At 33.2% G+C, this 20,290-nt stretch carries 18 protein-coding genes and 1 riboswitch; of the genes, 5 read left to right on the top strand and 13 right to left on the bottom strand.

All coding sequences use genetic code 11. The annotated features are described in order from the left end of the window. Window positions 1-17 precede the first annotated feature (17 nt). From pgeF to MWH28_RS09735, 4 genes are all read right to left on the bottom strand, one after another. A complete protein-coding gene (pgeF, locus tag MWH28_RS09750; RefSeq protein ID WP_248619177.1) occupies window positions 18-764 on the bottom strand; it encodes a peptidoglycan editing factor PgeF in 747 nt (248 codons plus the stop codon). 207 nt (window positions 765-971) lie between these two features. Further along, window positions 972-1,292: a GerW family sporulation protein gene (locus MWH28_RS09745; RefSeq protein WP_248619176.1), complete on the bottom strand. Its 321-nt coding sequence runs from the start codon at window positions 1,290-1,292 to the stop codon at window positions 972-974. A gap of 95 nt (window positions 1,293-1,387) precedes the next feature. Continuing rightward, on the bottom strand, window positions 1,388-2,872 hold the full coding sequence (locus MWH28_RS09740) for a sensor histidine kinase (protein ID WP_248619175.1): 1,485 nt from the start codon (window positions 2,870-2,872) through the stop codon (window positions 1,388-1,390). A gap of 1 nt (window position 2,873) precedes the next feature. Beyond that, a complete protein-coding gene (locus MWH28_RS09735) occupies window positions 2,874-3,554 on the bottom strand; it encodes a response regulator transcription factor (protein WP_248619174.1) in 681 nt (226 codons plus the stop codon). A 211-nt stretch (window positions 3,555-3,765) separates the two neighbouring features. Here MWH28_RS09735 and MWH28_RS09730 point away from each other — a divergent pair, with 211 nt between their 5' ends. Further along, window positions 3,766-4,287 (top strand): D-glycero-alpha-D-manno-heptose-1,7-bisphosphate 7-phosphatase, encoded by a 522-nt coding sequence (locus MWH28_RS09730; RefSeq protein ID WP_248619173.1) that lies wholly within the window; start codon window positions 3,766-3,768, stop codon window positions 4,285-4,287. On the opposite strand, the gene pdxR is transcribed toward MWH28_RS09730, so the two are convergent. Then, window positions 4,284-5,741: a MocR-like pyridoxine biosynthesis transcription factor PdxR gene (gene pdxR / locus MWH28_RS09725; RefSeq protein ID WP_248619172.1), complete on the bottom strand. Its 1,458-nt coding sequence runs from the start codon at window positions 5,739-5,741 to the stop codon at window positions 4,284-4,286. The genes MWH28_RS09730 and pdxR overlap by 4 nt on opposite strands. Before the next feature lie 396 nt (window positions 5,742-6,137). On the opposite strand from pdxR, the gene pdxS reads away from it, so the two are divergent. Further along, the gene (gene pdxS / locus MWH28_RS09720) at window positions 6,138-7,016 is read left to right on the top strand and encodes a pyridoxal 5'-phosphate synthase lyase subunit PdxS (protein ID WP_248619171.1); all 879 of its coding nucleotides are present in this window, start codon (window positions 6,138-6,140) and stop codon (window positions 7,014-7,016) included. A 276-nt stretch (window positions 7,017-7,292) separates the two neighbouring features. On the opposite strand, the gene MWH28_RS09715 is transcribed toward pdxS, so the two are convergent. After that, the gene (locus MWH28_RS09715) at window positions 7,293-8,900 is read right to left on the bottom strand and encodes a methyl-accepting chemotaxis protein (protein WP_248619170.1); all 1,608 of its coding nucleotides are present in this window, start codon (window positions 8,898-8,900) and stop codon (window positions 7,293-7,295) included. A 147-nt stretch (window positions 8,901-9,047) separates the two neighbouring features. On the opposite strand from MWH28_RS09715, the gene MWH28_RS09710 reads away from it, so the two are divergent. After that, window positions 9,048-9,788 carry a PHP domain-containing protein gene (locus MWH28_RS09710; protein ID WP_248619169.1) on the top strand — a complete coding sequence of 247 codons (741 nt, stop codon included), beginning with the start codon at window positions 9,048-9,050 and terminating at the stop codon, window positions 9,786-9,788. 123 nt (window positions 9,789-9,911) lie between these two features. Here MWH28_RS09710 and MWH28_RS09705 read toward each other — a convergent pair whose 3' ends face one another. The 7 genes from MWH28_RS09705 to metK form a co-directional block, all read right to left on the bottom strand. After that, the gene (locus MWH28_RS09705; RefSeq protein WP_248619168.1) at window positions 9,912-10,568 is read right to left on the bottom strand and encodes an outer membrane beta-barrel protein; all 657 of its coding nucleotides are present in this window, start codon (window positions 10,566-10,568) and stop codon (window positions 9,912-9,914) included. A 239-nt stretch (window positions 10,569-10,807) separates the two neighbouring features. Next, the gene (gene pepF, locus MWH28_RS09700) at window positions 10,808-12,607 is read right to left on the bottom strand and encodes an oligoendopeptidase F (RefSeq protein WP_248619167.1); all 1,800 of its coding nucleotides are present in this window, start codon (window positions 12,605-12,607) and stop codon (window positions 10,808-10,810) included. A gap of 66 nt (window positions 12,608-12,673) precedes the next feature. Then, window positions 12,674-13,858 carry a tRNA pseudouridine(54/55) synthase Pus10 gene (locus MWH28_RS09695; protein ID WP_248619166.1) on the bottom strand — a complete coding sequence of 395 codons (1,185 nt, stop codon included), beginning with the start codon at window positions 13,856-13,858 and terminating at the stop codon, window positions 12,674-12,676. Between the two features lie 273 nt (window positions 13,859-14,131). Next, window positions 14,132-15,589, bottom strand: a complete 1,458-nt coding sequence (locus tag MWH28_RS09690) for a hypothetical protein (protein ID WP_248619165.1) — start codon at window positions 15,587-15,589, stop codon at window positions 14,132-14,134. A 224-nt stretch (window positions 15,590-15,813) separates the two neighbouring features. After that, window positions 15,814-15,984, bottom strand: coding sequence for a small, acid-soluble spore protein, alpha/beta type (locus MWH28_RS09685; RefSeq protein WP_248619164.1), 171 nt, complete (start codon window positions 15,982-15,984; stop codon window positions 15,814-15,816). A gap of 454 nt (window positions 15,985-16,438) precedes the next feature. After that, window positions 16,439-16,921 carry a response regulator gene (locus tag MWH28_RS09680; RefSeq protein ID WP_248619163.1) on the bottom strand — a complete coding sequence of 161 codons (483 nt, stop codon included), beginning with the start codon at window positions 16,919-16,921 and terminating at the stop codon, window positions 16,439-16,441. Window positions 16,922-17,560: 639 nt separating this feature from the next. After that, entirely contained in the window at window positions 17,561-18,742 is a 1,182-nt protein-coding gene (gene metK / locus MWH28_RS09675; RefSeq protein WP_248619162.1) for a methionine adenosyltransferase, read from the bottom strand. Between the two features lie 96 nt (window positions 18,743-18,838). Then, window positions 18,839-18,942, bottom strand: a riboswitch (SAM riboswitch). 424 nt (window positions 18,943-19,366) lie between these two features. Between metK and tnpA the strand changes: the two genes are divergently transcribed. Then, window positions 19,367-19,759 (top strand): IS200/IS605 family transposase, encoded by a 393-nt coding sequence (gene tnpA / locus MWH28_RS09670; protein WP_248619161.1) that lies wholly within the window; start codon window positions 19,367-19,369, stop codon window positions 19,757-19,759. 1 nt (window position 19,760) lies between these two features. Next, a partial coding sequence (locus tag MWH28_RS09665; protein WP_486867679.1) for a nuclease/transposase family protein occupies window positions 19,761-20,290 on the top strand: 530 nt, incomplete at its 3' end.

Here is a 20,290-nt window from a genome sequence, read left to right as displayed (position 1 = left end):
CCCTTCCTAATTTAATTTTAAATTAACTTGATTAAGCTTGCCATTCGACCTGTCTTCCCTCCGTCTTTACGATAAGAAAAAAACAAGTCCGAATTACAACAGGTGCATAGATTACTAGTTATAATATTCTTTTCTTGAAGACCAATTTCCTTCAACTGTACTTGATTAGCTAAAGCTAAATCTAACTTCCAATTCCCATTTCCTGATTTTTTAACTAATTGATCCCAATTTGCAAAGTTATTAGATAAGGGGGTGATTACTTGTTGATCTACTTCATAACAGCAACTACCTATTACCGGGCCAACGCCCACTAAAATATCTTCAGCTTGACTCCCATAACTATCAATCATCTTCAAGACAGTCTGCTGAGCAATCTTTTTAACCGTTCCTTTCCAACCAGCATGAACTAAGCCCACTACTTTTTGAACAGGATCTAAAATTAAAATTGGAGTACAGTCTGCATAATAAGAGGTCAATAATATTTGGGGCTGATCTGTCAATAAAGCATCAACATTATCTAAAGCTGATTGATAGGTTAAAGCCCCTTTTCCTTGATCCTCTGCTGTTACAATTTTAACCCGATCATTATGCATCTGTTTAGCTGCTACTAATTCTTCATGATCTGAATCTAACACCTGACAGACTCGTTTCCGATTCTCTATTACATCCGCTTTGTTATCTGCTACATGCAGCCCTAAATTCAAACTATTATAATCTCCACTACTGACTCCTCCAGTTCTTGTTGTGAAAGCATGTTTTACCAAGCCAGTCTCTTCAAATTCCTCAATAATATAATACTTGATTCCATCTTGCTCCTTTAACTTAAAGATAACCGATCATCCTTTCTTCTAATTTAGCTTAAGTTTAAGGCTAAGCCAACTATTAAAAACATAAGGATTTGATTATTGCTCAGACTTAAACTTGAACTCAAACTTAATTCTAACACATATAAGCCATTTATCTGATTTATCTTACTCCTTCTCAATTAAATCCTCAACTTTTCCTAACACCTTAGGTACTAACTCTTCAATTTCTGCACTATCTTCATCAGATTTTACAGGTAATAAAGATACCTCTTGGTCAGACTTGATTATAATAATCGCCTTAGGCCTTAAATAAACTCCTCCGCCTCCTCCTTCTAACTTTATCTTTCTTCCCGTTCCTACCCCTGCTCCAATAATCAAATCACTAACTGGAACTAACAGCATATCAGTTACTTGAGTAGGCTGACCAATAATCTGCTCTTTAGTGACCAATTCATCTAAAAAATCACTACCAAACTCTAAAGGCATGCCATCCCCCTCTCTTCTATCACTATAATATATTACCCAAAATTATCAAAAAGATTAATTTAAATAAATAAAAAACGACCCCGCAAGGTCATCTTTTACTTATTCAATTTGAAACTGAACTTACTACCAACCCCCTCTTGACTCTCTACCTTTATTTTTCCTCCTAATCCTTCTATAATCTCTTTGACAATTGCCAGTCCTAATCCTGTACCTTTAGAGTCAGGGCTTCTTACTCTATCTACTTGATGAAACCTTTCCCAAATATAAGGCAACTCATCATCAGGAATCCCAATTCCATCATCAATGACACTAACTTCTACTTGCTCTTTTTGATCAGTTACTTGAATTTCAATTTGACCATCATCAGCAGTATATTTAATAGCATTACTTAATAAATTTATAATTACTTCCCTCAAACGATCATAATCACCTTTTATTTTAACTTCTTTATCTCCATTCACCTTAACTGTCTTATTACCAAGCTTAGATTCTAAATTTACAAGCACCGATTTTATTAAGGAAACTAACTCAATTTCTTCTAAATTAAACTCTATCTGATCTGATTGTAAGCGAGATAAATTTAAAATATCACCAACTAAACGACTCATTCTCTTTGTTTCACCTAAAACACGTTTTAAATACTCCTCTTGTACTCTTTCTTCTTCAACCATCCCATCCAAAATTGCTTCTAAATAACCTTGAATTGCTGTTAAAGGAGTCTTTAATTCATGAGATGCATTTGCTACAAACAATCTTCTCATCTCATCTAATTTCTCTAATCTCTTTGCTAAATGATTAAAAGCTCTTCCTAACTGACCAATTTCATCTTGAGGGAGATCTGTTAATTTAATTTTAAAGTCGCCTGCTGCCATCCGCTTAACTTTCTCTTGCATATTTTTAACTGGTCGAGTAATTCCTTTTGAAATAAAGTAACCTAAAATTAAAGCCAAAGCAATAGCTGCTAAGATTACTTGAACAGTCAAATTACGAACTTTAATTACTGTTTGTTGTAATTCTTCTATTGGAGATAGTAAAAACAAAGCTAAATCAGTAGAAATTGGTTGAGCTACTCCTACCATCTGCTGCTCAAAAATTGGATTTTCTCCTTTAAAAGTTAATTCTTCTCCCGATAAGATCAACTCTAATTCTTCCTCTAACCCTTCTGCCATTTTTTCATGATGTTCAAGATGATTATCATGATCATGATAATCATGATCATGCATCCTATCCCTCATAGAATGAGAGTTTCTTCCTCGATGGTATCCACCACCACTCATCATGTCCATCATTCTTCTTCCCTGCGTAACAATTCTCCCCTCGCCATCTATAATTAAGAGACTAGTATCTCCTAACTCCTCTGCCATACTCAATAAATTATCAATATCATCATCTCTAAGTTGGCCCTCTCTTTGCCCAAGCAATCGTGCAATCAATTGACTCCTTTCAACTAATTCACTTTCTTTAGCTTGAATAAAATAATCTTCTAAATAATTAGGCAATATCATCAGCAAAACTAGTAAGATCAAAATTGGAATCAAAATATAACTTCCCATTATTTTACTGAATAAATTATTAAACATTTTACTCCACCTCAAATTTATATCCTACTCCCCAGACCGTTTTGATATAGTCCTGCTTAAGTTTATCTCTAAGCCATTTAATATGAACATCTACCGTTCTTAAATCACCATAATAATCTAATCCCCAAACCTTCTCACATAACTGTTCACGTTTAAATACCTGGCTAGGGTGTTCTGCTAGTAAGACTAATAGCTCATATTCTTTAGGCGATAATTCAATTACCTCTCCGTCCACTACAACCCTTCTCTCCTTAGGATTAATGGTTAAATTGGGATGTTTAATTAACTCACTATTTTTTTCAGGTTGATTACTTTTATTTACTCTTTTCAAAATTGCTTTAACTCTAGCTACTACCTCACGAGGACTAAAAGGCTTAGTTACATAATCGTCTGCCCCTAATTCCAAACCTAGAACTCGATCAAACTCTTCGCTTTTAGCTGAAAGTAAGATAATTGGTACTTCGTTATCCTTTCTTAACTCCTTGCAAACTTCTAATCCATCTAATTTAGGCATCATAATATCTAAAATAATTAAATCAGGATTCTTCTGCTTAGCCTCCTTAATTGCTTCTTGACCATCTTGAGCACTAAAAACAACAAAATCTTCTTTACTTAAATATAACTCTAAAATCTCTATTACATTCTGATCATCATCAACAACCAATATCTTTTCTTGACCCATTTAGAGCACCTCTTTCACTTAATTGATATTAAAGTTTAAGTAAAACCAAGACCCTATGGTTTTAATACTTAACTTAACCTTAAACTCAGCCTTAAACTTAGGCTATTTTGTAATTTAATCTTAAAATAAAACATTTATACTAAATGTTTTCTATACTAATTAGTATAACAGATAAATATTAAGAAAATATTAAACATGAGGAGGGAAATAGATGACTAAAGCTGTTTTTTTAGATCGTGATGGAGTGATTAACAGATATGATCAACCAGTTAATAAACCAACAGATCTAATATTATATCCTTGGACTGCCGATTCAATTAAGAAGTTAAACCAGGCTGATTTTAAGGTTTATATTGTTACCAATCAAGGAGGAATTGAGTCAGGTTATTTTACTGCCCAAGATTTAGATGAAATTCATCAACACCTGATCAATGAGTTACAACAAAAAGAAGCAACAATAGATGATATTGCTTACTGTCCTCACTTCAAATCAGATTGTGAGTGTCGCAAACCAAAGCCAGGCATGATTCTTAACCTTGCCGATAAATATAATATTGAGCTTACAGACTCCTATTTAGTTGGAGATCGTAAATCCGATATTATAGCCGGAAATCAAGCAGGCTGTACTACAATCAAACTAGGGGCCAAATGTCCAGAAGCCGACTATTCCTTAGAAACATTAGAAGATGCAGTTGATATTATACTCAAAATTGAAGAAGAACCCAAAAACTAAACTAAAGGCATTAATGAATCATCAAATCTATAATCTCTATCTTGCTTCAGTTCTTCTTTAAGCCTTAGCCCTATCTGCTTTACTCCTTGTTCTATCTGTTGACAAGTAACTGCTGCAATACTCAATCTAATTCTATTCTTCTGAGGCTTAGTATGATAAAATAATGCTCCTGGTGCTATGTTAATTCCATCTTCTCTTAGTACTTCATACATTTTAGTAGCAGAAATCTGTTGGGGTAATTTCAACCATAAATTAAGTCCACCTTGGGGCTCTATATAATCAACACTTTGCGGTAAATAATCTTCTAAAGCTGTAACCATTACTTGATAGCGCTGACTATATTTTTCTTTAAGGCAACTTAACTGTTCTTGCCAATCTTCATTACGAAAATAAAGATCTAATACTCGCTGCACCAATCCATCAGTAAAGATATCGGATAAATACTTTGACACTAAAATATCTTCACAATAACTAGACGGAATGATCATAAAAGCCAATCTCAACCCCGGCATATAGATCTTAGAAAAACTTTTTAAATAGACGACATTGTCCTCTGTATCTAAAGATTTAAGAGATTTACGGGGTTGGCCCAAATAATTTAAATCACTTACACAATCATCTTCTATAATCAACAGTTCATATTGAGTAGCCAACTCTAACAATTCTTTCTTCTTCGCTAAAGAATAACTATAGCCTGTTGGATTTTGAAAATTAGGCATCAAATAAAGAAACTTAGGCTGATAACGCTTTAACATCACCTCTAACTTTTCTAAATCCAAACCATCTTTTTCAAGCGGAATATCTATCAACTCCACCTTTCTTGATCTAAATGCTGAAATAGCCCCCGGATAAGTAGGTCTTTCTACAAAAACAGTATCACCATAGTCTAAAAAAGTCTTAGCCAATACATCCAGCCCTTGTTGAGCTCCTGAAACAATTTGAATCTGCTCAGAATCAGTCTCTATTTGATAATTTTCCACATATTGAGCAATTGATTCACGTAATGGTAGATAACCTTGACTCTTTTGATAACCAAACGCATAACCTTGATCACGATCAAGGACCTGATTTAATAACCTTTTAAAGACTTGCACTGGAAACAAACTAGGACTAGGAGCCACTGTTCCAAAATTAATAACATCCATCTTTCTTTCTGAAGGCAAAGTATCCACTCCATTCTCTCCAGAAATAACTTCATCTTCAATCTGCTTACTAGGTAAGACAAAAGTTCCACTACCAACCTTTTTATAGACTAACCCCTCTTCTTCTAATACATTGTAAGCATTAACAACTGTCACATTATTGACACTTAACTTTTTAGCTAACTGTCTGATTGAAGGTAATTTGGAATGAGGTTGTAACTGTCCTGCTTCAATCAAGTTTTTAAGTTGACTAGATAATTGTAGATATAATGGTTTTTTTATTTCTTTTTCTAAGTGTAGCGATTCTATCATCAATTCCACTCCTTTTTTTGGTCTTAACTTAATTGATATAAAGCTTAAGTTTAAGGCTGAGTTTAAGTTTAAGTCAACCACTAGAAACATAAGGGCTTAGCTCTTACTTAGACTTACCTCCGGGTTTATAAAAACCCTTCGTAATAAAAACCATTTACTCAAACTTAAACTGAATTGTACTATTACTTTAGAATTGGACATCTATACTCAGGCTTAGACTTGAGCTCAAACCCAAATCGTACCCATTCACTAAATTATTGTATCCCTCTTGACAATACAGTTCTCATTTGGCATAATAGAACATGGGTACAATATGTATTTTTTAATATTAAACCCATACAATTATTATAACTTAGTCTAGATTAATTGTAAAGAAACTATAAAGGAGGAAAATTAATGACTGAAAGATATGGCTTGAACAAAAACTTAGCACAAATGTTAAAAGGTGGAGTAATTATGGATGTAACTAATCCAGAGGAGGCAAAGATTGCTGAAGACGCTGGAGCAGTTGCAGTAATGGCTTTAGAAAGAGTACCAGCTGATATTCGTAAAGAAGGTGGTGTATCTCGAGCCTCTGATCCAGCAATGATTAAGGAAATTATCAAAACAGTTTCTATCCCTGTAATGGCCAAAGTAAGAATTGGCCACTTTGTAGAAGCTCAAGTATTAGAAGCATTAGGAGTAGATTACATAGATGAAAGTGAAGTATTAACTCCTGCTGATGAAGACAATCACATTGATAAATCAGAATTTGAAGTTCCTTTTGTCTGTGGAGCAACAAATCTAGGTGAAGCTTTACGTAGAATTGGTGAAGGAGCTGGCATGATTAGAACCAAAGGTGAAGCTGGTACAGGTAATGTAGTAGAAGCAGTTCGACATATGAGAACGGTTAATGCTCAAATTAGAAGATTAACTACTATGGATAGTGGAGAATTGATGGCTGCTGCCAAAGATATGAGAGCTCCTTTTGATTTAGTTCAATATGTAGCTGAACATGGTAAATTACCAGTAGTCAACTTTGCTGCCGGAGGAGTAGCTACTCCTGCTGATGCTGCATTAATGATGCAACTTGGTTGCGATGGTGTCTTTGTTGGTTCTGGTGTCTTTAAATCTGGTAACCCAGAAGAAAGGGCCAACGCTATCGTTAAAGCTACTGCTCATTATGATGACCCTAATATCATTGCTGAAGCATCTGAAAATATTGGAGAAGCAATGGTAGGAATCAATATTGATACATTATCAAAAGAAGAACAACTAGCTCATCGCGGTTGGTAAAAAATCAACTAAGAACTATATAAAGTGAGTGATTTATTTATGAAAATTGGAGTTTTATCATTACCTCTTTTCATCCGGAATTAGATCATGATTTAGCAGTCCATCAATATTTTGTGAAAAAAGTTAATAAACAAAATTTACAATTAACTAATTAAGGAGTCCCTAAGGGACTCCTTAATTGGTTTTAGGAAATCATATTTTTTAAGTTTTTATTTGTTAGTTTTACTTAAACTCAATCTTAAACTTAAACTGAGTTGCTGGAAGCAACTTTTTTATTTAGATCTTGAATTTTTCTACTAAATCCCGTAATTTTTCGGCCATACTTGCTAACTCCTGTGAAGAATTTGCTATCTCTTCAGACATATTATCAATATTATCCGCCCCATTTAATAACTGCTCACTATTTTCAGCTAAATTTTCAGTTGCAGTAGCAGTTTGTTCAATTTGCTCTGAAGTAGTCATCACATAATCCTCTATTTCAACAAATACTTGTCCTGTTTTTTCAGCAACCTCCTTACCACTTTCAACCGTTTCTTCCACTTCCTTAACTGCTTCTAATCCAACCTCTGATCTTTTTTGAGTTTCCTCAATTAATTTAATAATATCCTCAGTTGCATCAGCTGCTTTTTCAGCTAACTGCCTAATTTCCTCAGCAACTATTGAAAAGCCCTTACCATCTTCACCAGCTCTAGCTGCTTCAATTGAAGCATTAAGGGCCAACAAATTAGTCTGCTCTGTTATATCAGTAATTAAATTTACTATCTCACTAATCTCCTTAGTATTAGTATCCAATTTCTGAATTATTCCCACTGTCTTCTTAACTGCCTGATTGATCTGAGTCATACTGCTCAATGTTCCCTCAATGTTATCTCCACCTATTTGAGCTTGAGAATTAGTCTCTTGAGCTAATCCAGTTACCTGCTGAATATTACCTGATATTTCATGAATACTTCCTGAAATTTGATCAATTAGCTGATTTGTAGTCTCGATTGTAGCATTACCTTCTTCAGTAGAAGCAGATAATTCTTCACTATGAGCTGATAATTCCTCAATATCATCTGATAACTCTCTTATTAATTCTTTTTGTTGAGCAACTGTTTGATTAAAGGTAGTAGCCAAAGTTCCAAATTCATCATTTCTATCTAGCTCTAACTGACTGGTCAAATCCCCTGTAGCTAACTTTTTCATCGCTTCTACTATTTTATGAATTGGTTTAGTAAAGTTTTTAGCTACAATAATAATAATCCCAATTACTACAACAAAAATTGCTCCTGTTACTAGTAAAATTCGACTAAATACCCCTAGTACCCTTTCATTAAGATCTTCAATATAAATTCCTGTTCCTAAAATCCACTCCCAAGGTTCAAATCCAGCAACATAAGAAATCTTAGGTTCTATTCGATCATCATCATCATAATATTGCCAACTATACTCAACAAATCCATCTCCTTCTCTTTCAACCACCTCTGCCATCTCAGAAAATAATTTAATTCCATCCGGATCTTCAAAATCAGAAATATCGGTTCCGTCAAGTTCAGGCGTGAAAGGATGCATGATCATTCTAGGTTCATAATCTTGGATCCAAAAATAATCTTGTGATTGATAGCCATAAGTTGCATTCCTAATTATCTCTTGAGCTTGATCTTCTGCTTCTTCTCTTGTCAAAACACCTTCTTGCTCTAATTCATGATAATACTCTAACGTACCCATTACAGCATTCGTTATTTCTCTAACTTGCTCCTCCTTTTCACTATATATTTCTTGTCTGATTAATGGCAAAACAACGGCATTAATCCCTACTAAAACCACAAGTACAATTAATAAATTGACTACAATCAACTTTAATTTAATACTTTTTAATTTTGTAAAAAAGTCAAGTATCATCTCTTATCCCTCCATTAATTTATGTTATTTTGATTTTAAGCCCAAGATTATAATAAATCATTACTTAAAAATCCCAGCAAAAATTTGTAAAATGGTTCACTTATTGATATAATAACTTTACAAACTAATAAGTAAAGGAGCATTCTAATGATAAATGCTAGTAAATTACCTGAATATTTTAATAAATTTACAACTGAACAACCTTTAGAATATACTGATCTGCATATTCACACAGAGGATAGTGACGGATTGATCAAAACAGACTTTCTAGAAGATTTTTTACAAAATATCCCTCATTTAATATCGATTACAGATCATAACTCAATCAACAATAACCTTAAATTATGTACGACTACAGATTTAAATGTTGTTCCTGGAATAGAAGTAGGCTGTAAAGATAGTTTTGAATTCTTAATCTACTTCAATACACCTCAAGACTTAGAAGACTTTTATATCAATAGTGTGGAACCATTTAAAAACAGATACAAAATTACAAGAACTGAAAAGATGTATCAATTTTATCTCAAAGAAGCCAAAAAGTATGATTCATTTATCTCAATTCCTCATATTGCAGGAGTAGCTCAAAAAAACTATCTTAAAAACAAACCTTATATCAAAAAAGTTCTTCAAGAAGTAGATGCTTTAGAGATCTACAACCATGCTATCCCGAAAAATAGAAATTTAATTGCTCAAAGATTGAGTACAAAAGAGAATAAGCTTATTACTTTTGGTAGCGATGCCCACATTAAAAAAGAAATTATTTCTTTCCACAATTTCCAGAATAATGAATTTTCTAAATTTTCTCACTTTAAAAAGAATTTCTATAATGTCTGCTCTATAGTTGCCTTATTTGGAAAACACCTTTTCCATTTACTTGAAATTGGTTAAACTATATAAGTTTAATTTGCTCTTTTTGATTAATAAAAGCCATTATACCAAAATATCCTTGTTTGCTCAAAATAAGAGAGGTTTGTACAAACCTCTCTTATTTTATATTCAATTACTGAGCCTTTAAAAATTATAACTAATACCAGCACTAGCCCTTAAACCACTCATGTTTAACCTTTCTTCTTCTACTGTACTTAAGCTACCTTCTTCATAGTCATAAGCTTCATTAATATCAATCATTATTATTCGATGATTAAGGTTCCCAACTAAAGCTAAATTATCTGTGATTGTATGACTATATTGTCCACCTACTAACAAACCTAAACCTTCCCCTTTAGCAGAAACTTCATTAAATTCCTCTGACTCTTGATAAATCTCCCTTTGCCTTTGTTTATAAGAATAATTAACAGCTCCTGCTTCCATCTGAAACTTATCATTTAAACGATAGGTCACTCCCGCATACGGGCCAACCAACTCCTCTTCAATCTCAAAGATAGAATCAGAACTAGAATCCCCATAACTACTAGTTGCTTGATCTACTCCTACCTCAATTCCTAACTGCTCATTTAGCCAATACCGCCCTCCAGCATAAAAACCAACTCCATCTTCCAACCTTTCTTTAATCCCATCTCCAATCAAGACATCCTCTCCATCAACAGATAAAGAGAGAAGAAAGGTATTATAAGTACTTCCACCAACCATCTCAAATCCTTTAGCCAACGCTTGCGTAGGTAAAATTACTAAAGCCATTACTACAATAATAACTACAAATTTTTTCATCATCTCTCCCCCATTAGTGTTCTATATAATTAGTTTAGTTATAGCAATCTTCTAGAACTAACAGGGAAATCCTCTAGTAATTTAACCCCTCAAGGTTTAATTTATGGAATTTAATAAAGATATTACTCTAATTATAATAAACAATTAATAGTTATTATTAATAATTAGAGAAAAAGAAAGAATTTCCTGCCTCACAGACAAAAAAGGACAGATCTTTTTTTAGATCTGCCCTTAATCTCTTAAATTAATTGTTCCATCTCTTCAATCAATTCCGAAAAGACCGCTAATGACTTCTCGATCGGTTCGGAAGATTCCATATCGACTCCAGCTTGCCGTAATAGATTAAGAGGGTAATCAGAACTACCACCCTGTAAAAATTCTAAATATCTATTAACCGCTTCCTCTCCCTGCTCTAGAATCTGTTGCGATAACGCAACTGCAGCAGAAAAACCGGTAGCATACTGATAAACATAGAAATTATAATAAAAGTGAGGAATTCTAGCCCATTCAATAGCAATCTGATCGTCTACTACAATCTGTTCTCCATAATATTTCTGATTCAACTCATAATATAATTCTGATAATAGATCTGAAGTCAAGGCCTGACCTTCTTCTGCTTGCTGATGAATCAATCTTTCAAAATCTGCAAACATCGTCTGGCGATAGACTGTGCCTCTAAATTGCTCTAAATAATGATTTAAAATATACTTCCGCTTCTCTTCATCCTCAGTGGTCTCCAGTAAATAATTCATTAATAAAGCTTCATTAACTGTCGAAGCAACCTCTGCTACAAAAATACTATAATTAGCATAAATATAAGGTTGATTTTGGTTAGAGTAATAAGAATGTAAAGCATGCCCTAACTCATGGGCCAACGTAAAGAGATCATCAATCTGATCAGTATAATTTAACAAGATATAAGGGTGAGCATCATAAGCTGAAGCAGAATAAGCACCACTTCGTTTCCCTTTATTCTCATAAACATCGATCCAATTCTCTTCAAAAGATTCTTCAACAACCTCTAAATAATCTGCTCCTAAAGGCTCAAAAGCATTCAAAATAATCTCTTTAGCTTCTTCATATTCAACCTTCATTTCCACATCCTTAACTAAGGGAGTATATAAATCATACATATGAAGTTCATCTATAGGTAATGTTCTCTTTCTTAACTCCATATAATCATGCAGATACTCTAAATTATCCTCTACAGTCTGCAATAGATTATCATACACCTTAACTGGAATATTATCCCCATCTAATGACGCCTCTAAAGAACTTGAATAATTCCTAGCTCTCATATAGAAGAGATCCTTTTTAATATTGGTACTTAAGGTTTCTGCCAGAGTATTTTCTTGGCCCTGATATAGATTATAATAAGCTTCAAAGGCTGATTTTCTTACCTCCCTATCATCCCTCTTTAATAGTTCAATAAAACGTCCATGGGTAACCTGAACCGGCTCCCCATTCTCATCTTCAATAGTTGGAAAATCTAGATCAGCATTATTGAGCATCCCAAAGATATTCTCTGGCCCTTGAGCTACTTCTCCTGCCAAAGCAATAATCCGCTCTTCCTCTGGCGATAAAAAATGCTCCTTTCTTCTCATAATGTCATCTAAATTCTGCTGATAAAGCTGTAACCCTTCCTCTTGCTCCATAAATGATTCTAACTTTTCAGTCGGTAACTGTAAAATTTCAGGAACCATAAATGAAGTAGCACTGGATAATTGGTTTTGTAACCCCTGTACCTTAGCAAGTAAAGCTTGATACTCACTATTAGCTGTATCCTCATCACTTTTGCGATTAGCATATGTATAAAGTTTCCCTAATGAGCGGTTCAACTCAGTACTTAATTCTAAACCAGCTAGTAGTTTATCTGCTGACTCTGTCAGCTGTCCTTGAAAAGCTTCAATTTCAGATATTCTACTTGCTACTTGATTAAACTCTTCTTCCCACTTCTGATCACTTTCATAAATAGCTGTTAAATCCCACTTAAACTCCTCTGCAATCTCATCTCTAGTTGGTAAACCTTGCTTATCCATCTCAACCCTCCTCATCATAATCGATCTTATTCTTATATTACCCCAATCCACCTTTAAAATATTACTCTAATTATCTATTCCAATTACATCTAATCTTTCACATTCAGCTGAACAATCTAATAACTCAGCAACACTAGGCTCTGTTCGACCATCATCACTAGAGATCAACTCCTTGATATAAGCACCTGCTTCAGCTTTAATCATTAACTCTAGCTTATTAGCAGTCAGTAACTCCGCTTGTACTTTATAGATTTCTCGCTTCCTAACCATATCCTTCCTACGATGGTTGACCCGCTGTGGGGTACGCTGTCTTATTGTACCACTGAGCTGCTTTAATTTAGCTAACTTATCTTCATCAATCTCTTGAGAAGTTTTGACTAAAGCTTTGTAAAGTTTAGCTACCCTCTTGCTCTTTAATTCCTTGATCTTTTGCTTAGCAGCAAACTTCAACTCAAAGACTTCAACTTGCTCTTGATAATTGTTAATTCTTTCCTCTAGCTCTTGCAAATTAAGATTTCTCTTCTTAGCTCTAAGCAACTCTAAGACAAACTCTCTCTTCCCAAAACATCTAACATCAATATCTTCTCTTCCTGCCCCATGAAATTTGGCCCCTTCAGCCTCAGCAACTTCAATCGCTGGTTGAGCTACAATCTCTTCGACCGACTTGACACTTCTATCATGGAACCACTTTGTTTGAGATACACCACGAACATATTTATTATACTTCCCATAAATTAAGAGTGGACTAATCTGCAATTCTACCCTTTCATTCTCAATGTTAATTACTGGACTAATATCAGGACGCTCAAAATCAACTCCTACACTAAGCTTTCTTAATACTCGTTTACCGATCAAACGATTTAATTCTGACTTGAGCAACTCAGCATCTTGTCTGCCATAGTTGGCCCATAACTCCTTCTCATCTTCTTTAATCTGTTGTGGTAAAGAAACCCCAACTAAGAGACTATTAAACTGATATGGTTCTAATGCTTCACTAAGCAGATCAACATAGCTTTCTATTTTCTCAAACACCCCTTGGCATAAATAACACTCCCCACCAAGTTCAGCATCTTGTGGTACATTATCTTTAGCAAAATCTTTCTTACTAACTTCTTCATTCTGCCTTAAGATTGCACCCCGTTCATAGTTTTCAAGTCCATAACCTAATTTAGCAAACTGTCTTCCTAAACAATGATCACAAAGCCCTTCTGCAATTAATTTATCACGTTTTGTTTTAAAATCGATTTTCATCACCTCTGTTATATCAGTTTACAATTTCTAAAATTAACATTATATTGATATAAAGCTTCACTTTATATCAATAGTTTATAGTTGATAATTGATAGTGGATAGTTAAAACCATAAAACATAAAAAACACATTCTCCCTTAGTTATAAAGGCTTTAAAAGGGTTAGCTTTTGAATTTTAACTATCAATTTTAAACTATCAATTATCAATTGAAGTTACACAATATTGTAATTAAGTTTAGCTTTCTTATAAATTATTTTTCCCGATCTAATAATTTTATATTTCCTCATTTCTGAAATTTTCAACTTGTAAATCCTTCAACGGGCCAACATATTCAAAAAATAAATTATCTCCTTCTCGAGGCAACATTGTCCCTAACTCCGCCTCAAGTCCCATCACTAACAGTTGCAGATTAGGAGCTAAATTACTTACCTCAGCTTTAAGCTTATTAAAATTTGACTCCTCAAAATCATCTTTAGCTATCTCAAAATCAGCAGCAACATCCAGATCTAATAACGAACTATTCAACTTTGTACTAGACTTCATATTCTGCTCTTGATAACTAGAAGCTAAATCTAATAACTCAATTCTAAAGTCATCTAAGTCAAGCCCAAACATAAAGACAGCAGGATGATGCTCTAATTGCTCTCTTAACATACCAGCAAGCTCCACTTCAAATCCTTCTACTAAAATATTCGTCTCTCCTTGGCCCTCAAAAATATTATCAAATTCTCCATCTGATAAACCAGAATAGTCAGTCACTGCATCATACTCTGCCATCACAGAAAAATCATCAACACTATATTTTCCTGTTAAGTTAGAATCTCCCCACTCTAACCTTCCAGTTTCAAGTTCTAAATAACCTTCACCTGCTATAGTAGTCAATTCAAATTCCTCTAACGAATCTCCACTAAATTGATAAGTATTAGAATAATCAGTCGTTAAAATAGGCGTATCTAGCTTAGCCTCTCTAAAATTCAGTTCTTGCTTGCTAGAATCATAACTGATATCCATAACTAAATTATCTATCGTAGTCAATTTGGCTCCGGTCTCTGCAGAAAATAATAACTCTTCAAATAAGCGAATAGCATCTATCTTAAAATCATCAGAAGCTAATTTCAAACTTTGATCATATTCTACTAATAATTCAGGTTCCTCTTCCATTCTTTGCTTGAGCAAACCATCAAATTGGAGTTTAAATTCTCCTAAAACTAGTTGTTCATCATCTCTTCCTAAATCAATTACTAATTCAGCTAGCTCAAGATCTAAAGCCTCTAACTTCTGCAATTCTTCTTCTATAAACTGACCTGTAAATTTAAAATTCAACTGCTCAATAAGCATCTTTTCAAACTCTGCAATAGTTGAATTAATTTTCAAATTAGCCAATTCAAAATCTAGCGAACTGATTTCTTTAAAATTTGGATTATTTAAACTGCCTGCTTGAATTGCTTTACTTAGATCACTTTTAGGTATTTTAATCTGTAACTCCTCAAAACTGACTTCTTCTTGATCATCTTTGATTATAAACTCATTAAAAACAACCTTGCTTAATAAAGGATTGACTTCTAAATTAGCATACTCAACTTCTGTAGGCACAGCAGCTTCTTTTGCTTCCACTTCTATTCTAGCTTCTATTTGCTCTGCTATAACATTTCCTAGATATGAATTAACAATTAAAATTCCAACTCCCATAACCAAAAATACAATTACCAAAATTTTAGTTCTCTTTTTCATTTTAGCCCCCTCTAAAATAATTTTTATAACTTATATAAGTATCTATAGTATTAATAAAATTAGATAATATCTTCTTAAATAGATTTTCTATTTCATAAATTTATGAATAATATACAATAATAAATCAATCTACTAACTAATTTCAATATAACTAATTTCATCCCTGTTTTATCCTGAAATTATTATTGCCTTTTAACTTGAAAAAAGAGTAGGGAATTAATCCCCTACTCTTCTTGCTGGGCCAACGATTCTTCTGCCTTCTCTACTGCTTTTTTAACTAATGACCCAGCTTCTCTGGTGGTTATATTTCCCCAATCGCCCTCCTTTACCTTATCAGCAAATCCTAACTCCTCTGCTAACTCATACTTGGTTTCATCGGACATAATATTTCCCATTGGGGTCACCTCCATTATTATTATTAACAACATAATTAAAATTAATCTATGTAAATTAAGACTTTATGAATAAATTTTTCAATACAAGAAATAATAAGGACAAGTGAATATATGAGGTTAAATTGACTAATACCTTCAATTTGTAAAATATTCAAGGTGTTGATTAGCTACCTAAGTGTAGCATACAAGGTAACTTGTAGCCCCTATTGTTTTAACAGTAGGAATAGGATAATTTAGTCAACTATCCTGTAACTTTCTTAATCGTGAATCACCCACTTGTACGTTTAAGAAGGTGCGAATCTTGCTAACAGACTTTGCTGAGCATTGTCTATTATTTAGCAAGCTCCCTACTTTAGTGAGGAGATGTTGACCTAATAACTTTGATAACTCAAAAACAAGCATCTTTATCCCTCATAAATTTAAAGATAACCCTGAAAATTAATTTATAAAAAAATCATATCTTTTGACCACAATAAGGACAAAATAATATTTCTCCAACTACCTCTTCTGTAAAATCTTTTCCACAATAGGAACAAAAAGAGAACTCATTATCTTTTTTTGTCTCGATCTTTTCTTCACCAATTTCTTGCTGTCTCTCTAAAAATTCAAAAATTTCTGCTAGCTCCTTCTCTTCTACAGGAGTCTGTAAAACAGCATCTACTTTTTTATCCCTATAATCCCTAAAATTTATCTGACTACAAGAAGATAAAATATATTTTATCTTAGGATATCTCTTCTTGAGCCTTTGAATTAAATCATCCCCTCTTATATCCTTCATAATTAAATTAATTATTACCACATTCGGTTTTATTTCATCTATCTTTTCAAAAACTTCAAACTCTTTTGATTCACTCACTTCTTTATCTAACTGCTTTAAAACATATTTAAAAACTTTCCGTTCAAATTTAGAATCATTTACAACTAATACCTTATCCACACCCCTCCTCCTTTCTCTGTAAAATTAATTTAGCAAATTAATAAATTATCTATTACTAACATTATAAATCCTCTTCCACTAAAATTCAATAATTTATTCCAGTGTAAATCTAAATTACTAATAACTCAATAATTTTACTCAACAAGAAAGTCTTGAGTAGTAAATTTAAATCAAATATAATCTTACTCCCACTAAAATAATAAAAAGTTGCCTCCGGCAACTCAGCTTAAATCTAAGATTAAGTTTACGTAAAACAACAAGTACAAACTGATAAAAATTATCTACAACCTCTAAAAGCATAATTCCCTAACTAACCAAAAAAAAACTAGGGTAAACAATACCCTAGCATAAAATGTTAACAATTAAAAAGGAGGTCAAGCTCAAATTTCCAATCTAATAATCAGAAACTTGTTCTTATTATAACCCAAAATCTTCATCATTTCAACACTTTAATACAAAAAAGTGATAACGTATTAAAAAATGGCCTCCGGCCATAGTCTAAGACCAAGTCTAAGGTTAAGCAAACCATAAAAACCTTAAAATTAAAAAGTCATCCACAACCTTTAAAAAACATAATTTCCTAAACAATAAAAAAGCAAGGATGATTATCATCCTTGCTTTAATAAGTCTAATTTATAATTATAATCTTGCTTCTTGCCGTAAAATATCAGCTTTATCAGTTTGCTCCCAAGAAAGTTCTAAATCATTTCTACCAAAGTGACCATAAGCTGCTACTTTACTATAACCAGGCTTACATAAATCTAGATTCTCAATAATCTTACTCGGCCGTAAATCAAAATGTTCCATAATTAATTCTTCAATTTTAACTTCATCAATCTTAGCAGTTCCGAAGGTATCAACCATAATTGAAACAGGATGAGCTACTCCAATTGCATAAGATAGCTGAACCTCACATTTATCAGCTAGACCAGCTGCAACAACATTTTTAGCTACATAACGAGAAGCATAGGCTGCAGAACGATCTACTTTAGTTGCATCTTTACCCGAAAAAGCTCCTCCACCATGGCGAGCTACTCCTCCATAAGTATCTACAATTATCTTTCTTCCTGTCAATCCTGCATCTCCTTGAGGACCTCCAATTACAAAACGTCCCGTCGGATTAATATAATATGTAGTATCTTGGTCTAAAAATTCAGAGTTAATTACTTCTTTAATCACATGCTCAATTAGATCTTCTCTAATCTGTTCTAAACTAACCTCAGGATCATGCTGAGTAGATACAACAACTGCATCAATTCTAACAGGTTTATCATCTTCATACTCCACAGTTACCTGGGTCTTACCATCAGGTCTAATATACTCCAAAATTCCTTCTTTTCTTACCTGGGCCAACCTCTGAGCTAATTTATGAGCTAAAGTTATTGGTAAAGGCATCAACTCTTCTGTCTCATTAGTAGCATACCCAAACATAATCCCTTGATCTCCAGCCCCAATTTCTTCATTTTCTTCTCCTTGCTTAACCTCTAATGCTTCATCTACACCTTGAGCAATATCAGGAGATTGTTCATCAATTGAAGTCAGTACAGCACATGTATCACCATCAAATCCATATTTGGCCCTTGTATAACCAATTTCTTTTACCTTTTTACGAGCAACCTTAGGAATATCTACATAACAATCTGTAGATATCTCACCTGCTATCAAAATCATTCCTGTCGTTACACTAGTTTCACAAGCTACCCGCGCTTGAGGATCTTGAGCTAAAATTTCATCCAATATAGCATCCGAAATCTGATCAGCAACCTTATCTGGATGTCCCTCAGTAACTGACTCAGATGTTAATAAGTATCTTTTAGACATATGTTATTCCTCCTTTGATAATTAAACAATATTTAACTCTTCATCTTAAAATATATAATAAAAAATCCCTCCTCATAGGAGAGATAATTTTTAACCTCTACATCTCCCAAGGATATCCTTGCAGGAATTAGCACCTTTCCCTCTTTCAAGGTGGTTGCCGAGCTTCATAGGGCCTGTCCCTCCACTACTCTTGATGCACAAACTTATATGTTTTTTACAATTATTATAAGTTTAACATACTGGATAATTTCTGTCAATATCTACTGAAACTTAATTGATATAAAGCTTCACTTTATATCAATAGTTTATAGTTGATAATTGATAGTGGATAGTTAAAACCATAAAACATAAAAATCATATTCTCCCTTTCTTATAAAGGATTTTAAAAGATTGGATTTTGAATTTCAAAGAATTTCAACTATCAATTTTCAATTGAAGTTACACATAATTGTAATTCATCTCAACTTTTAATTTTACCAATCACCAATTACCGAAGTTCAGCCGAGAAAGCCTCGCTGATGTAATCGGCGGGGATGAATCGGCATTGTTCCCACCTCCTTCTTGTATATGAACCCCTTTTATGTTATGATGATATAAACACTTGAAATAAAGGGGGTTATATTAATGAATACCTATAAAAGCACAAGACACGCAAAGTTTCTTTTAAACTATCATTTTGTATGGATACCAAAGTATAGAAAAACAATTTTAGATAATCCTGAAATTAAAAAGTTAATTCTAGGTACTATAAATGAATTAGCTGATAAACACAATTTTGAAGTATTGAATACCGAAATAATGTCTGACCATATCCATCTTTTCATATCAGCTTTGCCTAAATATTCCCCCAGTAAACTAATGAATATCATTAAAGGCACTACTGGAAGAAGAATATCCAAGCAATTTCCAGAACTAAATATTAAGGGTTCAATCTGGACTAGAGCTTATTTTGTTGCTACAGCAGGTAATGTAAGTTCTGAAACTATTCAACATTATATTGAAAAGCAAGGTGATTGATATGCAAATAACCTATGTCTTAGAACTATTGAAACCTACTAAAAGAAAACAAAATGTGTTTCATAAAAATATTGAAGAAGTTGTTAAAAATCGTCAATCCATTGCTGAAAAACTTAAAGCAGGGGAAACTAAATTGAGTACTGCTGATTTTAAAGAACATAATCTACCTTCAGCAGTTAAAAATCAAAATATTAGAGAAGTTAAAGCACTATACAAGAAATTCAAAAAGTCTGATTCAAATAAAGAAAATATCACTTTCAAAAAGAGTCAACCTATTTGTTATAATAATCAAAACTACAAAATTGACGGTCATATAATTTCTATTCCACTTTATACTACTAGCTGTCAAAGGTTTGCTTTTCCTGTCAAACAAACTGAAAGATTTAAGAAATTGCAACAACATATTAAAAATAATTGTAAACTAGGTAAAGCTAGCCTTTTCTATAAAAACAATAGTTGGTTTTTTGCTGTAACTATTAATATAGAAAATGAAGAAAGTGATGATTCCAATATAATGGGGGTTGATATTGG

The organism is Natroniella sulfidigena (assembly GCF_023223645.1).
GTDB classification, from domain to species: domain Bacteria; phylum Bacillota; class Halanaerobiia; order Halobacteroidales; family Halobacteroidaceae; genus Natroniella; species Natroniella sulfidigena.
This window is presented reverse-complemented; position numbering and strand designations above follow the sequence as displayed.